The organism is Hymenobacter sp. YIM 151500-1, assembly GCF_025979885.1.
Classification (GTDB): domain Bacteria; phylum Bacteroidota; class Bacteroidia; order Cytophagales; family Hymenobacteraceae; genus Hymenobacter.
In genome coordinates this window covers 613,597-632,524 of the sequence record NZ_CP110139.1, presented here as the reverse complement: position 1 = coordinate 632,524, position 18,928 = coordinate 613,597, and the positions used below count along the sequence as shown (strand labels likewise).

Annotated in this window: 17 protein-coding genes and 1 tRNA gene; 11 read left to right on the top strand and 7 right to left on the bottom strand. The window is 62.1% G+C overall.

Features of this window, described 5'->3' with window-relative positions; genetic code table 11:
• Positions 1-112: 112 nt before the first annotated feature.
• A complete protein-coding gene (locus OIS53_RS02510) occupies positions 113-1,780 on the top strand; it encodes an NFACT RNA binding domain-containing protein (RefSeq protein ID WP_264680813.1) in 1,668 nt (555 codons plus the stop codon).
• Positions 1,781-1,924: 144 nt separating this feature from the next.
• On the opposite strand, the gene OIS53_RS02505 is transcribed toward OIS53_RS02510, so the two are convergent.
• Positions 1,925-2,006, bottom strand: a tRNA-Leu gene (locus OIS53_RS02505).
• Between the two features lie 284 nt (positions 2,007-2,290).
• Positions 2,291-3,007: a Dps family protein gene (locus OIS53_RS02500; RefSeq protein ID WP_264680812.1), complete on the bottom strand. Its 717-nt coding sequence runs from the start codon at positions 3,005-3,007 to the stop codon at positions 2,291-2,293.
• 423 nt (positions 3,008-3,430) lie between these two features.
• Between OIS53_RS02500 and OIS53_RS02495 the strand changes: the two genes are divergently transcribed.
• From OIS53_RS02495 to OIS53_RS02475, 5 genes are all read left to right on the top strand, one after another.
• Positions 3,431-3,910 carry a hypothetical protein gene (locus OIS53_RS02495; RefSeq protein WP_264680811.1) on the top strand — a complete coding sequence of 160 codons (480 nt, stop codon included), beginning with the start codon at positions 3,431-3,433 and terminating at the stop codon, positions 3,908-3,910.
• 46 nt (positions 3,911-3,956) lie between these two features.
• The gene (locus OIS53_RS02490; RefSeq protein ID WP_264680810.1) at positions 3,957-4,487 is read left to right on the top strand and encodes an MOSC domain-containing protein; all 531 of its coding nucleotides are present in this window, start codon (positions 3,957-3,959) and stop codon (positions 4,485-4,487) included.
• Between the two features lie 149 nt (positions 4,488-4,636).
• A complete protein-coding gene (locus OIS53_RS02485; RefSeq protein ID WP_264680809.1) occupies positions 4,637-5,248 on the top strand; it encodes a TetR/AcrR family transcriptional regulator in 612 nt (203 codons plus the stop codon).
• A gap of 228 nt (positions 5,249-5,476) precedes the next feature.
• Complete coding sequence (locus tag OIS53_RS02480; RefSeq protein ID WP_264680808.1) at positions 5,477-6,256, top strand: SDR family NAD(P)-dependent oxidoreductase; 780 nt, start codon at positions 5,477-5,479, stop codon at positions 6,254-6,256.
• Positions 6,257-6,683: 427 nt separating this feature from the next.
• Positions 6,684-6,845 (top strand): hypothetical protein, encoded by a 162-nt coding sequence (locus OIS53_RS02475; protein ID WP_264680807.1) that lies wholly within the window; start codon positions 6,684-6,686, stop codon positions 6,843-6,845.
• A 127-nt stretch (positions 6,846-6,972) separates the two neighbouring features.
• Here OIS53_RS02475 and OIS53_RS02470 read toward each other — a convergent pair whose 3' ends face one another.
• A complete protein-coding gene (locus OIS53_RS02470; protein ID WP_319805474.1) occupies positions 6,973-8,403 on the bottom strand; it encodes an RtcB family protein in 1,431 nt (476 codons plus the stop codon).
• Between the two features lie 225 nt (positions 8,404-8,628).
• Here OIS53_RS02470 and OIS53_RS02465 point away from each other — a divergent pair, with 225 nt between their 5' ends.
• Positions 8,629-9,210: a DNA-3-methyladenine glycosylase I gene (locus OIS53_RS02465; protein ID WP_264680806.1), complete on the top strand. Its 582-nt coding sequence runs from the start codon at positions 8,629-8,631 to the stop codon at positions 9,208-9,210.
• A gap of 153 nt (positions 9,211-9,363) precedes the next feature.
• Here the strand turns inward: OIS53_RS02465 and OIS53_RS02460 are convergent, their stop codons facing one another.
• Together OIS53_RS02460 and OIS53_RS02455 are read right to left on the bottom strand one after the other, a co-directional pair.
• Positions 9,364-10,764, bottom strand: coding sequence for an RtcB family protein (locus OIS53_RS02460; protein ID WP_264680805.1), 1,401 nt, complete (start codon positions 10,762-10,764; stop codon positions 9,364-9,366).
• 1,187 nt (positions 10,765-11,951) lie between these two features.
• Entirely contained in the window at positions 11,952-13,478 is a 1,527-nt protein-coding gene (locus OIS53_RS02455) for a TROVE domain-containing protein (protein WP_264680804.1), read from the bottom strand.
• A gap of 680 nt (positions 13,479-14,158) precedes the next feature.
• Between OIS53_RS02455 and OIS53_RS02450 the strand changes: the two genes are divergently transcribed.
• Positions 14,159-15,058, top strand: a complete 900-nt coding sequence (locus tag OIS53_RS02450) for a histone deacetylase family protein (RefSeq protein WP_264680803.1) — start codon at positions 14,159-14,161, stop codon at positions 15,056-15,058.
• Between the two features lie 14 nt (positions 15,059-15,072).
• Positions 15,073-16,092, top strand: a complete 1,020-nt coding sequence (locus tag OIS53_RS02445) for a J domain-containing protein (RefSeq protein ID WP_264680802.1) — start codon at positions 15,073-15,075, stop codon at positions 16,090-16,092.
• 33 nt (positions 16,093-16,125) lie between these two features.
• Here the strand turns inward: OIS53_RS02445 and OIS53_RS02440 are convergent, their stop codons facing one another.
• Together OIS53_RS02440 and OIS53_RS02435 are read right to left on the bottom strand one after the other, a co-directional pair.
• Positions 16,126-17,070: an alpha/beta hydrolase gene (locus OIS53_RS02440; RefSeq protein ID WP_264680801.1), complete on the bottom strand. Its 945-nt coding sequence runs from the start codon at positions 17,068-17,070 to the stop codon at positions 16,126-16,128.
• A 122-nt stretch (positions 17,071-17,192) separates the two neighbouring features.
• Positions 17,193-17,786, bottom strand: coding sequence for a TetR/AcrR family transcriptional regulator (locus OIS53_RS02435; protein ID WP_264680800.1), 594 nt, complete (start codon positions 17,784-17,786; stop codon positions 17,193-17,195).
• Positions 17,787-18,162: 376 nt separating this feature from the next.
• Between OIS53_RS02435 and OIS53_RS02430 the strand changes: the two genes are divergently transcribed.
• Positions 18,163-18,522: a hypothetical protein gene (locus tag OIS53_RS02430; protein ID WP_264680799.1), complete on the top strand. Its 360-nt coding sequence runs from the start codon at positions 18,163-18,165 to the stop codon at positions 18,520-18,522.
• 167 nt (positions 18,523-18,689) lie between these two features.
• Positions 18,690-18,875: a hypothetical protein gene (locus tag OIS53_RS02425; RefSeq protein WP_264680798.1), complete on the top strand. Its 186-nt coding sequence runs from the start codon at positions 18,690-18,692 to the stop codon at positions 18,873-18,875.
• The last annotated feature ends 53 nt before the right edge of the window (positions 18,876-18,928 follow it).

The window sequence follows — 18,928 nt, the reverse complement described above, 5'->3', positions numbered from 1 at the left end:
GAGACCGTGAGACCTGAGAAGTGAGATATGGGAGGTGACACGTTGTTCTAACACCATTGGGCCAACAGCACATAGTCTCATATCTCACCTCTCACAGTCTCATATCTAAAAGATGCACACCAACTACTACTTCCTGCGCCAGCTTGCCCCCGCCCTTACCCGTCAACTGGCTAGCTACGCGGTGGTAGCGTGCTTTTCGCAGGAGAAGGATGAGCTGGTGCTGGGCCTTACCAATGGGAAGGAGGAATTTTGGTTGCGGGTGCTGCTGGCCGCGGCCGGCCCGCTGGTGAGCCTGCCGGAGACGTTTCACCGGGCACGGCAAAACTCCGTGGACTTATTGCCCGAGTTGCCTGGCCAGCAGGTAGCCGACGTAACGGCCTGGCCCCAGGACCGGGTGCTGCAATTCACTTTCCAGAGCGGCGCCACACTAGTGCTCAAGCTCTACAGCACCCGTCCCAACGCCATATTCCGCCCTACCCCCGATGCGCCGGCCCAGCTGTTTCACCAGCGCTACACCGCCGATGCGGAGTTGGCTTCACGTGGGGCCTCACCCCCTAGCCCCCTCTCCGGGGGAGAGGGGGAAGTAGCTCTAGAACTAGATTCTGCTTCTAGTAAATTAGAGATTAGTTCCCCCTCTCCCCCGGAGAGGGGGCTAGGGGGTGAGGCCCCACGTGAAGCCAACCCGCTGAAAGTCTACCCCAGCCTCGGGGACCTGACTCTTGGCTATCTGCGCACTCAGGGCTACGACCCGGCGCCCCTGGAACGGAAGTGGGAGCTGGTGCGCGGCGTGGTGCAGGAGCTGGAAAACCCAATGGCTTTTTACATCGTCCGGCACGAGGGTCGTACTCGTCTGAGCCTGCTTCCGGTGGGTGAGGTGGAAGAAACCCTGCCTGCCACCGACCCCATCGGGGCGCTGCGCCGCTTCGTGCCGCTGCTGCTGGGGCGGCGCAGCTACGAGGCCGAGCGCCGGCAGGTGCAGCAGCAGCTGGAAAAGCGCGCCGACGAAGCCGCCACCAGCGCCCAGCACGCCCGGCGCCGCCTGCACCAGCTGGAGCACACCGCCGGCCACCGCCAAACCGCCGACCTCATCATGGCCCACCTCAGCCAGATTCCGGCCGGCGCCGCGCAGGTGGAAGTCGTGGATTTCTACCAGAACAACCAGCCGCGCCTCATCAAGCTCAAACCCACCGAAACGCCCCAGCGCACGGCCCAGAACCTCTACCGCAAAGCCAAAAACCAGCAGCTCGAAACCCGGGAGCTGACCGCCCGCGCCGAGCGCCGCGACGCCGAAGCCCTGTGGTGCCTGGAACGCCTAGAAGAACTGGCCACCCTGCCCCCCGGCGACCTGCGCGCCCTGCGCCAGTGGCGCAAGCAGCACGGCCTCGATGCTGCCGCAACTACCAAAGCCGCTCAGGAACTGCCCTTCAAGGTATTCGAGGACAGCGGCTTTACCATCCTGGTAGGCCGCAACGCCCAGAACAACGACCTGCTTACCCAGCGCTACGCCCACAAAGACGACCTGTGGCTGCACGCCAAAGACGTGACGGGCTCCCACGTAGTTATCCGCCAACAGCCCGGCCGGCCCGTGCCCGAGCCGGTGCTGGAACGCGCCGCCCAGCTAGCCGCCTGGTACTCGCGCCGCAAAAACGACTCGCTGTGCCCCGTCACCGTCACGCCCAAAAAATTTGTGCGCAAGCCTAAAGGCGCTGTAGCCGGGCAAGTAATCGTGGAGCGGGAAAAAGTAGTGCTGGTAACGCCCGCCAATCCCTTTGAGCGCTAAGTCAGAATCACAGATTGTGCAGATGGCTGGGATTTCACAGATTCCAATAGTTCTTCTTTTTCAATCTGTGAAATCCTAGTAATCTGCATAATCTGTGATAAAGAGAAACCCGCTCCAGCAAGCTGAAGCGGGTTTCAGGAAGAGTGCGCGCGGGGAGATTCGAACTCCCACACCCGAAGGCACCACCCCCTCAAGATGGCGTGTCTACCAGTTTCACCACGTGCGCAGATAACGGCAATCACTCTGTAACCGGGCGAAAGCCGAGGCTTCCGGACTCGCTGAGGAGGCGAATCGAGGACAAAAGTAGAAGGTTGGGGGCAAGGGTGCAAGCCTGGCCGGGCTTTTTTCGGGAAAACGGTGCGGCCACGGAGTCAGCCCCGGCTGTTCTTCCTCAGCGTCAACGGGAAATTTTTCTTGGCCGCCGCGCCTTCCTGTGCTCTACCTCCCCAACCGGGCCCTTGCTCCTGGCAGAGACAAGGGCCCGGCGGCAAAACAGCAGTGCAGGAGCGTTTACGAGCGAGCCAGCGGCGTGTCCACCACGTGCTCCGACACAAACCACACCTGCATCTCGTTCAGGCGCATCAGCTCACTTACAATCAGGTCATTGGTACCGTCGTCTTCGGCCTCGGCAGCGCGCTTGGCAAACTCGTGGGCTTCTTTCAGCAAGATTTGGTGCGCCTCCAGCAAGCGCGACACCTGAATGGGCGTTTCTTCCCGGTCGCGGGGCGGGCGCGGAATGCTGGTCAGGTCGGCTACGTCGTGGGCCATGGCTACGGCCACGCCACCCAGAATCTGAATACGCTCGGCAATGCTGTCGACGAGGGTGCTTTGCTCCTCGTAGTGCTTGTCGTAGAGCAGGTGCAGCTGGTAGAAGGTGGGGCCCACCACCTGCCAGTGGTGCTTTTTGTACAGGTCGCGCAGGGTGATGGTGTCGGCTAGCAGCTGGTTGAGCATTTCCACGCTTTCGCGGCGCACGCTCTCATCGAGCCCGATGGGCAGGCGCTGCGACACCGTACCATACTTTTGCAGGGGCGCCGGGGCATTATACTGTTGGTTGAGAATGGGCTGCACGCTCACGGGTGCGTGGCCGTTGGTGGCGTGGCCGTTGCCGTTGGATTGCGCCTCTGCCCCGTTGGAAGACGGCTTGCGGGGCCGGCTGGCCGAGGATTTAGCAGAGGATGCTTTGCCGGCTGCGGCCGGTTTTTTTTCGCTGGTTTTAGTAGCCATGACTATCGGAAAGGAAGGTGAAGTAACAGATGGAGTTTGCGCCGGCCGAACCAGGCAGCAGGCAGTAAACAGAAAACCCTATTCTGCCTAGCCACAGTACGCACAGCAGCCGGACGGGTTAGCTCCAGCGTTGTATTTACCGTTGTAGAAAGCCGTTTATTTCCAGCTCGAGGGCCGCCTGACTGATTTGAGTGTAGCGTGCACGCCGGAGCAGTTTTACGAACTAGGTGCCGGGGCTGTAACCTGAGGCTGCGGACGGGGCAAACTAAAACGTACAGCATTTGATAAACCGCCTTAGCTTGCGCTGGTGAACAGCTTCCAGCAGTTTTCGGCGTAAGCCAAAACGTACGCTCCAAGCTTGCTCGGTACACTTTTCGCTTCTTGGCCCTGGTAGTATTTCTGTTACTAAACTTCTTCTGTCGCGTGAATCAAGCTCATGTACATCTGCTTCTCAACCACGTTCCCGTCTTGGGCAGCCTGTTCGGCCTAGTTGTACTGGCCTTTGGGCTGCTGCGCCGCAACACTTCGGTGCTGCGCGTGGGCCTCGTTACCCTGCTCGTGGCCGGGCTGCTCGCCATTCCGACCCAGCTTACGGGCGAAGGCGCTGAGGAACTAGTGGAGGAGCAGCCCGGCGTGTCCCACGCCGTGATTCACGAGCACGAGGAAGCTGCGGAAGTGGCGTTTTGGGTGCTGGAAGCCACGGCCGCTTTGGCGTTGCTGGCCCTGCTTCAGCAGGCGCGCCAGCACCCGCGCACGGCGTTATACAGCGGCTTGGCCCTGGCCGGGGCCGTGGCCAGCTTCGGCCTGATGGCGCGGGCGGCCAACCTGGGCGCGCAAATCACCCATCCCGAACTGCAAGCCCAGAGCTCGTTGCCCACTGCGCCGGCCCCGGAACGTGAGTGAACGGGGTGGCGTTACTTTTTTGCTCACGTAACTTCCCTGCTTTACTGTGCCTTTTCCATTTTTTGGCGACGATAAATCCACCGTGGCCCGCCTGCTCGGCACCCTTCCCCAAACCGGCCGCGTGGAGTGGATTGGTGTTCGGCCCGTGCGCCGGGAGCCCCTGCTATCCTTGCCCGAAGTGCAAGCCGAAACCGACCGCCACCTCCGCGGCGACCACGCCCGGGTGAAGCCCTGTGGCAAGCGCCAGGTTACCCTGATTCAACACGAGCACCTGGCGGCGGTGGCCGGCTTCCTGGGCCTCGACGCCCCGATGGAGCCCGGCCGCTTGCGGCGTAACCTGGTGGTTAGCGGCCTAAACCTGCTGGCTCTCAAAAACCGTCATATCAGCATTGGGACGGAGGTAGTTCTAGAAATTACCGGCGAGTGTCACCCCTGCTCCCGTATGGAAGAAGAACTAGGCCCCGGCGGGTACAATGCCATGCGTGGCCACGGCGGCCTCACTGCCCGCATCGTGCAGGGCGGCACAATTCGCGTGGGCGACGAGGTGCGGGTAGTGGCTACGCATTCATCATCCTAACCGCTGCGGTGTAAGCCGCTTATCTTTTCTCTTTTGCCTAGAAAGCCTGCTACTCTGCTAGCGGGCTTTTTTATGAGCAGTCCTTCTTTCAAATTTTCAAACGTTTTATATTTTTATTTGAATAATAAAAAATCAGGTACATTTGCGCTATGGAAACAGCTACCAAGCGGGACGAAAAGCGTGAGGCCATTCTGGCGGCTGCCAGCCAGTGCTTTAGCCGCTACGGCTACGAGAAAACCACTTTGCACGACATTGGCGCGGCGGCCCGGCTGAATAAAGCTTCGCTCTACTATTACTACCGCAACAAGGAAGACCTGTTCATCCAGGTGGTGCTGCGCGAGGCGGAGCGCTACCTCACGGCGCTACAGCAGCAGGTGGCGCCATTGGAGCGGGCTACGGCCAAAATTCTGGCCTACCTCACCGGCCGCCTCGACTACTACCGGCAGGTGCTCAACCTGCACCAGCTCACTCTGGAAAACCTGCACCGCCTGGAGCCGCTGTTCGACGACGTGTACCGGGCCGTGCGAGAGCGGGAGCTGGAGTTTCTGGGCGAGCTGCTCCAGGAAGGCGTGCAGGAGCGGGAGTTTCTGAAGCTGAATGCCGCCCGTACCGCCGACGCCCTGCTCACCGTCGCCGACGCCGTGAAGCACGAAGCCATGCAGCAGGCCCGCACCCACCTGGCCTCCGAAGTCGACTACGCCCCCGTGCAGGAGAAAATGAGCTTCACCATCACCCTCCTCCTCAACGGCCTGCGCAAATAATTTACGAAAGAGGTGACAAGTGACAGGTGACAGGTGAACGGTCATGCTGAGCGAAGCCGGAGGCAAAGTCGAAGCATCTCTCCCGCTGGCTAACTTCTGACGCTTGTTCAACGAGGCGGGAGACATGCTTCGGCTGCGCTCAGCATGACGCTCTTCCTATCACCTGTTACTTGTTACCTGTCACCTATCACCCGTTACTTGTTACCTCATTACTTCATCACTAACAACATGAAAACTGCCTTGATTACGGGAGCCAGCAGTGGCATTGGCCTGGAATTGGCCCGCATCTTCGCCCGCGAGGGACATCGGGTGGTACTGGTGGCCCGCAGCGCCGCGGCCCTCGAAAAGCTCAAAACGGACCTGGAACAGCAGTACCGCACCGAAGCCGTGGTGCTGCCCGCCGACCTGAGCCGAACCGAGGCCCCGCAGGCGGTGTTTGAGGCTGTGCAGGCCCGCGGGCTAACGGTTGACTTTCTGGTGAATAATGCAGGTTTTGGGGAGTTTGGGTTGTTTGCGGAAAACGCCTGGGACAAGGAAAACCAGATGCTCGACCTCAACATCCGGGCCCTGACTCACCTCACCAAGCTGTTTCTGCCAGGCATGCTGGCGCGGCGGTCGGGCCGGATTATGCAACTGGCCAGCACGGCTGCCTTTCAGCCCGGTCCGCTCATGGCGGTGTACTATGCCACGAAGGCCTACGTGCTCAGCTTTTCCGAAGCCATTGCCAACGAGCTGCAAGGCACGGGCGTTACGGTTACGGCCCTGTGCCCCGGCCCTACCACGTCGGGCTTTCAGGACGCGGCTTCTCTCAACGATTCCAAGCTGGTGAAAGGCAAGAAGCTGCCCAGCTCGGCGGAGGTGGCCGAGTACGGCTACCAGGCCCTGCTGCGCGGGCAAACCGTGGCCGTGCACGGCACCATGAACTGGCTTATGGCCCAGTCGGTGCGGTTTACGCCCCGCAAACTGGTCACGGCGCTGGTGCGCCGCATGTCGGAGCGGGCCCAGTAGCTGGTGGCTGGTGGTGTTATGCGGCCAGCCGGCCGGGCCGGTGGCGCATCAGGCCCCGTATCTATCGACGCAGCATCGGGTCGGCGGGCGCAGAACTCGTCTGGTTGTGCTTTCCTCGTCAGCACGTTACCACCCTTTGCGTAAAAAATATCCGTGCAGTATCAACCTGAGCTTTAGATTTTTATTAATTACTGTGCTGGCCGGAACTGTTGAAAAGTATCCAAAGTTTTTGCTGAGCTTGGAGTAGCCAAGTATTTTTATACCCCCGCCGCCAAATCCGAGGCGCTCTGTGGCTTCGTAGGTTCTCTTGTGCCGCTGCAACCGGCACGGGAGCAGTGGGCTCCTTGCTCTTTTATCTTTATTGCCTTGTGCCTCACACCGGTGGCAAGGTCTTGTCCCCTTTCACGTATGCGTTATTCTGCTGCTCATGAATCCCACCGGCGTTTCCACTTCGCACCTGGCAGCTACTGCCGTGGCCCTGCTGCTACTGGCTGATATGCTGCCCGACATGGCTACTGGTAGTGCGGCCCTGCAACGGCGCTGCCCGCTTTCATCGTCGCTCTGGCGGCACCGACGGCACCGGCCCTAGCTGTTACCAGCCAGCTTTACTTTTGGTTTTTACGGTTCTCTTCACCAGTAAAAAACGCCCTGACGTTTCAGTCAGGGCGTTTTGCATTTTTACCGCTAGCTTTTCTTCTGACCGAGAAGCCAGCCAATTACTCGCCGCCGTATTTGCTTTTGCCGCCGCCCCCTGCATCCATGCGCACAATGCGGGGCGCAAACGAACCGAGCACGTCCACCAGGTCGCGCTGGTGAGCCATTACCTGGTGGATGTCTTTGTAGGCCATGGGCGCCTCATCGAGGCCGCCGCCGATTAGCTCTACGCCCTGGTCGCGCAGCAGGCGGCGCAATTCGCCTTCACTGACCTGCTGCTTGGCCTGGGTGCGCGACAGGCGCCGTCCCGCCCCGTGCGAGGCCGATTGGATGGAGTCCTGCTCGCCGCGGCCCCGCACGATAAAGCCCGGCGCTGTCATCGAGCCCGGTATCACGCCCAGCACGCCCTTGCCCGCCGGCGTGGCGCCTTTGCGGTGCACAATGGCCTCGCGCCCATCGGCCAGGGTTTCCTTCCAGGCAAAGTTGTGGTGATTCTCGACTTTGGCCAGCGGCTTTTCACCCAGGGCCTGGCTCAGGCGGCGGTGGATGTCGTGGTGGCAGGCTGAGGCGTAGTCGCCGGCCAGGTTCATAGCCCGCCAGTACTCCTGGCCTTCCTGGGTGTCGAGGTCGAGCCAGGCCAGGTAGCGGGCTTCGGGCGGCAGCGGGCATTTTTGCATGGCTACCTTGGTGTAGTGCTGGGCAATGGCGGCCCCCAATCCGCGGGAGCCGCTGTGCGACAATAGTCCCAGGTACTGGCCCACGGGCAGGTTCAGTTCGTTGTCTTCGGCGGTGATGTCCACGATGCCCCACTCCACGAAGTGGTTGCCGGAACCTGAGGAGCCGAGCTGGTTGATGGCAGCTTCGCGCTTGCCACGCACCACCGGAATTTCCTTGAACTCGGGCCGGTGCAGGATGGGGTCGTCGGCAGGGTTCTTGAACACTTCCTTGTTGCCGAAGCGGGTGTGGTTGTGCAGCAGCTTCTTCAGTTCGTCGCGGCGCTGCTCCAGGTAGCGCGGGGGCACGTCGAACACCGACAGGGCCATGCGGCAGCCGATGTCCATGCCCACGCCGTAGGGGATGATGGCGTTATCGGTGGCCAGCACGCCCCCGATGGGCAGGCCGTAGCCCTGGTGGGCATCGGGCATGAGGGCGCCGTCCAGCGTCACGGGCAGCTTCATGGCCGTGTCCATCTGCCGCCGGGCCCCGTCCTCGATGAAGTCGTCGCCGTAGCGGCGGTAGTCCTTGATGTTGGGGTTGAGGCCGACGTCGCGCTTGGGGTCGGGCACGAACTCCTTGGCCACCTCGCGCCACAGCGAGTCGCGCAGGTAGGCGTAGGGGTCTTCCTTGATTTTCTGGAGCAAAGCCAGGGCGCTGCCTTTGTCAAGCTTTTTGAGCTGGCGGTCCTCTAGCACGTCCAGGGCCAGGCCGATGACGCGCCCCTCGGGGTATCCTATTTTGCGCAGGTCGTTGCCGCGCAGCTTGTGCTGAGCCATGGGAGAGAAAGTAGGTGGTGCTTGGTTGTAGCGGGTTTTGGTAGCCGCGGGTTGCGAGGCCGGCCGAAACTCGCTGGCTGGCTGCTTGGCCCCGCCGGCCGTACCATGCTGGTTTCGTTTCTGAAAGCGGTCTGGGTGAATGAAGGACCTTGCAGGCTGAAGCGTAGCTGCGGGATGTTCCGGCTACGTACGTTTCCTTCGCACCCCGTTCGCTTCTCCCCTGCCATGGACCTTTGCCTCCTCATCCAAACCACCGCTACCCCCTTGCTGCGCGACTTCCACGACCATGAGTGGGGCGAGCCGGTGGCGGAAGCGGGTATTCTGTTTGAATACCTGGTGCTGCACACGTTTCAGATTGGGTTCGACTTTCCGGTGGTGCTGCGCCGGCGCGAGGCCTTCCGGGAGGTACTAGCCAGTTTCGACGCCGACCGGCTGGCCCGCTTCACGGAAGACGATATTGAAACCCTGCTGCTGGACCCGCGCATCCTGCGCAACCGGCGCAAGCTGGAGGCCACCGTGCAAAACGCCCGCGCCTGGCGGCGCCTGCGCCAGGAAGTGGGCGGTGAAGAGGGCCTGCTCCCGTTTTTCTACCAGTTTGTCGGCGGCCAGCCAGTTGACAGCCGCCGCAGCGCCGCCAACCCCGTGCCGCTCTCCACGCCCGCCAGCGAGGCGCTTAGCAAAGAACTCAAGCGCCGCGGCTTTTCCATGACCGGCCCCGCCACCTGCTACAACATCCTGCAAACTGCCGGCCTCGTCAACGACCACTGGCTCACCTGCCCCCGCCATGCCGAGTGCCGGGCTCTGTAGGGGCGCGTTGCACGCGCCCGAATGGCAGAATGGTCTATAAAGATGTAACGCGAAGTTCCACTTCGCGAGGCGTCCGCGCCGTGTGGTTACTACCTCAACGACAACGTTCTAACGCCTCGCGAAGTAGAACTTCGCGTTACATTCTCGCCAGCATCATGCTCCGTCCATGCGCACGATTTTCGGGGTGAAGGAGCCGAGCACGTCTACCAGTTCCTGCTGACTCTGCATCACGGCCCGGATGTCTTTGTAGGCCATGGGGGCTTCGTCGAGGCCGCCGCCGTGCAGCACCACGCCGTGCGCCTGTAGGTGCTGGCGCAGCTGGGTTTCGCTCAGCTCCTGCTTGGCGCGGGTGCGCGACAACAGCCGGCCCGCCCCGTGGGAGGCCGAGCTAAGCGACTCCGCCGCGCCCCGGCCCCGCACAATGAAGCCGGGGGCCGTCATCGAGCCCGGAATGATGCCCAGCACACCCTTGCCCGCCGGCGTGGCGCCCTTGCGGTGCACGATAACCTCGCGGCCGTCGGCCAGGGTTTCCTTCCAAGCGAAGTTGTGGTGGTTTTCGACTTTGACCAGGGGCTTCTCGCCCAGGGCTTTGGCCAGGCGCCGGTGGATGTGCTCGTGGCAGGCCGAGGCGTAGTCGCCGGCCAGGTTCATGGCGGCCCAGTATTCCTGGCCTAGCTCCCCGTCAAGCCCCAGCCAGGCCAGGTGTTTGGCTTCGGCGGGCAGTTGGCAGTTCTCCATAGCCAGGCGGGTGTAGTGGTTGGCCACGCTAGCACCCAGCCCGCGGGAGCCGGAGTGCGAGAGCAGGCCCACGTACTGCCCCACCGGTACGCCCAGCTCGTTGGCAGGCTCGGTGATGTCCACGATGCCCCACTCCACAAAGTGGTTGCCGGAGCCTGACGTGCCAATCTGCTCGGCGGCGGTAGCCTGCTTGTTGCGCAGGAAGGGCACATCCTGAAACTCGGCCCGCTCCAGCACTTCGTGGCCCAGCTTTTGGCCGTGCTGGAAGCCCGTGCGGTTCCCGAAGCAGGTGTGCTCCAGCAGCAGCTTTTGCAGCTCGGGCACCCGCTGAGTAAGGTGCTGGGGCGGCAAGGCAAACACCGACAAGGCCATGCGGCAGCCAATGTCTACGCCTACGGCGTAGGGAATCACGGCATTATCGGTGGCCAGCACGCCCCCGATGGGCAAGCCGTAGCCGTGGTGGGCGTCGGGCATGAGAGCCCCGGCCACCGTTACGGGCAGCTTCATGGCCGTGTCCATTTGGTGCAGGGCGCCGGCCTCGATGTGCTCGGGGCCGAAGAGAGCGTAGGGCTTGCGGGCCACCAGCTCGATATGGCGGCTGGGTGGGGGCAGCAGGGCCGCAGCCACGTGGCTCCAGTCGAGGTGGGTGGCAAAGTCGTGGGGCTCGGCCAACACCTGCTGCAACAGCAGCAGCTGGTCGGTGAGGGAGAGCCGCTTCAGGTGTTTGCGCTGCAACTGGGCCAGCGCAAGCCCAATAGCCCGGCCTTCGGGGAAGCCTAGCTTCCGCAGGTCGTTGCCGCGTAGTTGTTGTGCCATGACAAGGCGTTTTTTGTAGTTGATAGTTGATTTTTCGCGGAAGCTGGGGCAACGAGCGGGCCGCGGGCGTGAGGGCCAGGCCCTCATCGGACGGGACAGGTCGAAGTAGCGCGACCCTACGGCACCCAGCCGCGCGAAAGGAAGGGTAATGGGGCGGACAGGCCCTTTCATGGACGAAGTATGCCTGCCCTACGACACCTTCCGGTTATGTGCTTACCTACGCCGGGCAACAAGCGCGCAGCCTACGTATGTGCTCTAACCAACTGAGCTACTGCCTCGCGGCAGGTGGGACTCGAACCCACGACCCCATCGTCCCAAACGAAGTAAGGCTGCGCTACGGCACCGGGTAAGTAAGATTGGTATTGTTTTCCGAACGGGGCAACAAGCGCCAGCCCCTTTTTCCTGCTCTACCGCTGAGCTACGGCCACCTTGCGGCCACCGGTGGGACTCGAACCCACGACCTGGGCAACCGAAATGCGAAGTATGGCTCGACTACGGCACCCGCCCGGAAATCAATTGAAAAGAACTGCTGGGGCAACAAGCGAAAGCGCTTCTGCTCTACCAATTGAGCTACAGGACCAGAATGTGGCGGTGCGGTCCTGATACGAATCGAACGTATAACCCGAAGTAACGCTCTTCTACGGCACCCAGCAGCGTAATAGGATGGGCCCTGGTTTTCAAACGGGGCAACAAGCGGCCGGCGCGTCAGTTGCGGCTTGGGGCCGCAACCGGGGATTCGAACCCTGAACAGCAGCCGAAGCTTCTGCCTTTCACCAGACGAAGTAACGCCCGCCTACGGCACCCGAACTTGAAACCATCGGCCCCAGTTGGAACGGCCCGCCGGAGCCCGATTAGCCCCGGCTAGCACCGTTCCGGCCGGCGGCTGCCGGTACGTGGTCAGCCGCCTTCCCAGTTTATAGAAGTGAGATATGAGACATGAGAGGTGAGAGTTTTGTAGAGTTCCGGCAGCAACCCAGGAGCGGCGCTGCTTTGCTTTAATGCCGCTCCTGGGGCTGATATAGCGCCAAGCCGGAGCTTGGCGCACGGTTGAAAATTGATTGAGATGTAACGCGAAGTTGTACTTCGCGACTCGCGTCTGAGCCACCAACTTGCTATTTCAGTTACATCGTTTTGGCGCCTCGCGAAGTACAACTTCGCGCTACATCTGCTGGCCGCTCGCGCAAAGCTCACAGCTCGATTTTCTCCAGCTCCGTCAGCGCCGAACCGCCGCTTTCCAGAGCCGCTAGCACGTCGAACACTTTGTCGGACCAGCCGGCAATCAGGGCCACGCCGTGCTCGGCGCGCACGTCGAGCGGGCTGGTTCCGTGGCCGGCCAGGTCGAACAGGTAGAGGCGGGCCTGGGGCGCCACCTCGCGGCGGTAGGCGGCCCATTCCTGGACTAGCGTGTTGCCGTCACTGGCGCTGTTCCAGAGCTGGCAGTCGGTGAACAGCATCACCTTGTCGGCCACCTCCCGGCGCTGGCGCAGGTCGCGCACCACCAGGTGGCCGTTGGTGGCGTAGCCCACCTCGCCTTCGCGGCGGTAGAACTCGTTCACGTTGCGCAGCACGGGGCCGCGGGGCAGGCTGAGCACCTTCCAGGTGTTGCCGAACATGCCGGCCGTGACGTGCTGGCAGCGGCTTTGCAAGAGCATACCCAGCACCAGGCCCACGTCGTAGAGCAGCACTTTGCTGCGCTGTGACACCGGCTGCTGCATGGAGCCCGACACGTCGCAGGCCACCACCACGCGGGTTTCGGGGCCGAAGCCGTGTAGGTTGGCCACGCTGTGGGCTATGGCGTCTTCCAGGGCCGTGAGCACCGCCGCCACGTGGCCGCCTTGCAAGGCTTTTACTTCGCGGTAGGCGGCCAGGAAGCGGAACGGTAGCTGCTTGCTGCGCGCTACGGCTTGCCGGTCGGCCAGGGCAGCGCATACTTCCACCATGGTTTCGGCCGCCACGTCGGCTTCCAGGATGTTGCGCAGGTTGCGCAGCAAAGCCATGTAGCCCAGCTTGCCGCTGGCTAGCAGCTCCTCCCACTTCTGGCGGAAAGCCGCCGCGCGCTCATCGGGGGTGGCGTAACTCACTTGACCCAGGGCCGACAGCTCGGTTTCCCAGGTGTAGGGCGTGGGCAAAGTGCCGGCCACCAACTGGTCGAACAGGGCTTGCTGCTCGGCGTTTTTGGCGGCAGGGTGCACCAGAAATAGCGCGTCGCGCAAGCGCACGGCCCCGGCCCGATCGTACTTGGCCAGCTGGTAGCCGTCGAACCGGTTGAAGCTGAGGGCCAGGCCTTTTTGCAGCTGCTTCGACAGACGGTTCAGCGTTTTCACGCCGGTGCGCCCGTTGGCTTGGGCGTAGAAGGCCAGCAGCTCCGTGATTTCATCGGGGCGCTGCACGATGCGGGCCACCAGGCGGCTCACCAGGTTGTCGCCGCGGTGCAGGCGGGCCAGCTCCACGGCCAGCACCAGGGGCACGGAACGCAGGTACATCTGCTCCCGGGCGTACACCGCCAGCTGGGCCACAAACAGCGGCTCGCACTGGGCTACCAGTTCGCGCAGACGGGCCAGGCGGGTGCTGGCTTTTTCGTAGAACTGGTCCGACAGGGCAGCCGTAGCCACCGCCGCGTACAGCTCCAGCTGGGGCGTGAGCGTGTAGGCCGCCGCACCTTCGTGGTTTACGGCGTTGGGTTGATTTTTACGGAAGGGTAAGTTGAAGCGCATATCAGTTAATTAGATTAGGTGAAATTATTTTTAATTGCTTACCGGCTAATTTTTAGCTGTAAAAAGGACATAATAATCCCGCGACGAATAATTTTATTTATTTGACATACAGATAGTAAAAAAGCCCGGCTGCTAGTGGGCGGCCGGGCTTTTTTACGGATATATCACGAAGAATTACCTACGCGAATCGTCCGACAAAAAATCCCGGCCATACGTATCCCACTCCCGGCTAAAGTGCCGTTTGTTTGCGGGTCGGAGCAGCATGTTATCAGCTGGCAACTGCATGGTCGAAGGATATAAGAGGTTGAAAAACAAACAACCCGAACCTTCAGGGTTCGGGTTGCGAAGTGTCAGAGGAAAGCCTGCTGTACCTTTAGCTGTACCGAACCGCGTATGAAGCTCCTGGCTTCATATCGTCTTGTTTCAGAATGCTGTGTGAGTAGCGTTGCATGGCGTTGTTGTGTTTGGTGCGACAAATATGAAAGGAGTTTTTGAAGCCACCAAACATTCGATAAAATATTTTTTAATTTTTTTCATAAGCGTTTCATTCATAGGAATTGCTTTGCATAATTATCTACCCTATAACACGCGGCACCACAGCAACGACGGCAATAAGTATTGTAAAGGATAACACATTTTCACATTTCCCACATTTTGCATATTCAACCACATTTCCCCTCATGCGCCTGGCTACTTCCGAACGGTACAGCATCACCCTGCCAACGGGCCACCGGTTTCCGATTGCCAAGTACGAGCTGATTCGGGAACAGCTGCTGTGGCAGGGCGTGGCGCCACCCGAGGATTTCTACGACCCTGGGCTGGCCGCCGAAGACGACATTCTGCGGGTGCACTCCCCGGACTACTGGCAGCGGGTGCGCGACTTGCGCCTGAGCGCGGCCGAAGTGCGGCGGCTGGGGCTGCCGCAGAGCCCGGAGCTGGTGCGCCGCTCCCTGAGCAGTGTGGCCGGCACGGTGCAGTCGGCGCGGGTGGCCTTGCAGGACGGCATTGGGATGAGCCTGGCCGGGGGCACCCACCACGCTTTTCGGGACCGGGGCGAGGGGTTTTGCGTGCTCAACGACATAGCCGTGGCCGCCGCCCACCTGCTTCATCACGGCCTGGCCCGGCAGGTGCTGGTCGTGGACCTGGACGTGCACCAGGGCGACGGTACGGCCAGCATCTTCCGCGACGAGCCGCGGGTGTTTACCTTCAGCATGCACGCCGGCGCCAACTACCCGCTGCGCAAAGAGCAGTCGGACCTGGACGTGGAGCTGCCCCTGGGCACCGACGATGCCACGTACCTGCGCCACCTGCACGATACGCTGCCGGGCCTTTTTGACAATGTGCGGCCCGATTTCGTGTTCTTTCAGGCTGGCGTGGATGTACTGGCCACCGACAAACTGGGCAAGCTGGCCCTCACCCTGGCCGGCTGCCGCCAGCGGGATGAGTACGTGCTGCGCCTCTGCCAGCAGCACCGCTTGCCGGTGGCCGTGAGCATGGGTGGCGGCTACTCCGAGCGAATTGCTGACATCGTAGATGCCCACTGCAACACGTTCCGGGTGGCGTACAAGGTGTTTGGGTGACCTACCTTTGCCGCATGAACCTGCACAACCCACTCGCCGACCTGCCCGCCGCTAACTCCCTGCCCAAACCGGCCGGCTCCGAAGCACCCGGCACCCCGGCGCAACGGGCGTTTCGGGAGGCGGTGGCGCGGGTGGAGGGCTTGCGGCAGCGGCTGCGGGAGCTGCGCCAGGAGCAGGCCGAGGCCCGGCGCCGCTACTGGCAGCAGGTGGGCCCGGCGGCCCAGGCCGTGGTGCAGGCCCGCCGGGCCCTGTTTGCGCCCCTGGAAGAAGCTCTGCTGCTCGGCTACTTCAGCCGCCTGGAGGAACGGCAGATTACTGAGCTACTACTCGGCAACGCCCGCGCCTTGCAGGAGCGGTTTGGCGAAGACGCCACGGACATTCTGCGCCGCTACGCCCCGCGCCGCCGCTCGGCCGCGGAAGCAGAAGCTGCTCCCGACACCGACGCGGCGCCAGCGGCGGACCAGCCTACGGCTTCGCTCCCGCCCCAGGAGCAGGCCGCGGCTTATGCTCAGGCCCGGCGCAAAACCAAAGCCCAACGCGCCCAGGAAGTCGCCGAGCAGGCCGCCCGGCAGGAGCAGGAATTGCTGCTCTCCAACACCAAAGCTCTCTACCGCCAGCTAGCCCGCCTCCACCACCCCGACCTGGCCCGCGACCCAGCTGCCCAGCAGCAGAAAACAACCCTGATGCAGCGCATCACCGAGGCCTACGAAACCGACGACCTGTACACCCTGCTCCAGCTCCTCGCCGAATCAGGCCCCGCCTCCCCCACCGACGACACCGTGCTGGCCCGCTACACCCTGGCCCTGGAGCGCCAGCAAACCAAGCTAAAGCAGCAGCTAAACGAGCTGAAGTTCGGCGACAACGGTTTTATGGGCACCTCGGGCAAGAAGCGGGAGCAGGAAATCCGCCAGCTCAAGCGCCACCTCCGCGCCGAAACCGAGTACCTGACCCAGGTGCTGCACGCCGTGCAGGACCCCGCCGGCCTGCGCCAGCTTCTGCGCGAGCTGGCCGCCGCCGGACACGATACGGTGTAAACTTCTTGCTACTCCGCGCCTCGTACTGCCCTATCAGGCCAGGAACTCGACTAGCTGCGCCAGCACGGCCGGGTCACGCATGATGCGGTTGTGGCCCAGGCCGGTAGTGGGCCGGAAGTCGAGGCCGGGCCAGTGGGCGGCTATTTCCTCGGCGTCGGCGAAGGGCACGTTGGGGTCATGCCGGTCGTGCAGTAGCAGGGCGCGCTGCACAGGTAGGCGGCGGCCGGTTTCCACGAGGCTGAAGCTCTCGGCTGAGCGGCCGTATTGGGCCTGGATAAAGCGAGCCATGTGCTCTACCACTCCGGCCGGCAGGTGCAGCAGCTCGGCAAACCGCTCGGCCACCTTGCGGGTGCTGCTGGGCGCGCTCAGCAGCACCAGGCGCGGCAAGTGCCCGCCCGTGGCCTGATTGAACTGCACCGGCACGCCGGCCGTGCAGGCCGCCCCAAACGAGTGCGCCACCACTCCGTGCACGGCCCCCACCGCATCGGCTACGACTTGCACGGCCGCCGCAAAGCTCACCAGTGTAGCCTGGCTGCCAGCCGAAGCCCCGTGAGCCGGGCCGTCCAGGGCTACCACCCGGTAGCCGGCCGCTACCAGGGCCTGGGCCAGGGCACCCCAGAAGCTGGCCCGGTGCTCCCAGCCGTGCACCAGCAGCACGGTGCGCCGGCCGCCAGGGTTCCACTCGTAGTAGGCTACCCGGCCGCTGCCGGCCGAGGTGGTGAAGTGCGGCCGGGCCGCGGCCAGCACCTGGGCTTCCCAGGCCTTCAGGGGCAGCCGGCGCGGCGTGCAAAACAGCCGCCACGCCGCCCGAAACGCCCACTCGCTCGATACCAAAGCCTGTAGGCGCAGCTGCAGACGCAGCAGCTTGAGGGCCGGCGGCACGGCCGGGTACTGCACCTTGGCCGGCGCGGGCACGCTGGGCTGGTCCAGGTTTTCCAACGGGAAGTAGGTGAGAGCGGGCGAGTAGGTATTAAGCATGGCCGGGCAACATAAGTGGTGACGCAACTTGATCTGGTGGCTTCGGGCGGCTTGTCGTTTCGAGTGCAGCTAGAATGGCTGCTGGCAGCTGCGCCAGCTTTCTTGCAGGGACCGGCAGCCAATTATTCCGGCAGCAGCTCGCTGCGCAACTGCTCAAACACGACGTGAAACTGCCGCTCGTCGTGCACACGGGCCACTTGCAGGGCCCCGGCCAGGGTAGTAAGCACCTGGGCTGCCTTGGCCAGCGGCTCGCCCCGAAACACCAGCGTACCGGCCGCCCGGCCCGCGGCCAGCACCTCGGCCAGCCACTCGGTCAGCTCCTGGTTAAACAGGCGCAGCTCCCGCTGCATGGCAGCCGGCAGGGTGCGAAACTCGGCCGCCAGCGCCCCGAACAGGCACACCCGCTGCTCCTGCCGCAGGTGGGTGCGGTATACGTCAAACAGGCTTTCGAGCTGGGCGGCGGGGGGTAGTTCGGTCAGGCGAGGCAGCCCCCGCCACTTGCGCAGCCGCCCCCGCTGCCGCTGAATGATGGCCGCGCCCAGGTCTTCCTTGCCGGGGTAGTGGTAGTGGACGGCCGCAGGCTTCACGCCCAGCTCTTTGGCAATGTGCTGGTAGCTGAAGGCATTAAACCCACGAGCCAGCAGGAGTTGCTCGGCCAGGTCGAGGATGCGGGTGCGCGTATCAGGCGCCGCGGTGGCAGCAGGTGTAGTTGTCATGACGGCCTAAACGTACTTACTTATTACTAAGTAAGCAATAGGAGCTTAATTTTTTATATCCTCTCCTGCTATTTGTGCTATTCCAAGACCGTCAACATATTCATCGAGTCATATGGAAAGTTGATCTGGAGGCTACGAGTTTTTAACGAAAATGCTGATTTACTTATACGCTCCCATCCTGATTCCAACAGAAAGGCATTTATATTGTACAGCCCCCAATCCGTAAAGCAGCTTGCCTGCGTAGGCTGTTCCTGCCACTACCTATTGCATGATTTTAGATTTAGCCACTATTCAGGCTCAGCTTTCTCCTGAGCTTGGCTTTCTGCGTTTTCAATGGAACCCCGTTCGGCCCGGCTTAGCAGGGTTTCGCCGGAGCATGCTCACCATAGCGCAGCTGCTGGAACAAGGGGCGGTGGAACTGGTGCTGCTCGACATGAACAAGCTGCCCAGCCTGGGGCTGGAGGAGCAGTTCTGGGTAGCCACGAGTTGGCTGCCCACGGTGTCGGTGCCGGTTTTGCAGCGGGTGGCCCTGGTGCTGCCTCAGACCAATATGTACAATCAGATGGTAGTGGAAAGCGTGTTGCGAACCGGCCAGCCCTTTATTCACTACGACATTCAGTTTTTCACCGATGCGGCCGGTGCCATGGATTGGCTGGTTGGCCAGGTACCCGCGCAGCTGGCTGCTTTAGAAACGGAGTGGCATCATTACAACCCCGTCTTGATGCAGCCTGCCTGAGCGTTTGTTGTATATAGCTCAGAGGCCCTGCTTTCCTACAGGCCAAGGCGGTACTTCGGCTACGGCAGGTGGCAAGCCTAAAATCCTTGAAGTCTCAGGTTGTTGAGTTTATGATTTGCTCAGTTGAAATATTCCTGTAATAATGTGCAATATTTACTTGTTCTTTCATGTGTCGATTTCGCCAGCCGACCACGCTGAATCCCTACCTGCTTTACCACATCTTAACCCTGCAATACACCATGCTTGAGCTACTTGACCATTTGAAAGCCGGCCTGCACTGGCTGGGTAACGTATTGTTCGACGGCCTGTTGTCGGACGTGTTTGACTGGGTGGCCCAGTGGCTGTTTCCCTGAGCCCGGCCTAGCCTTGTCCCTGCCGGCTACCCAAACTGCCCGGCACCTACTAT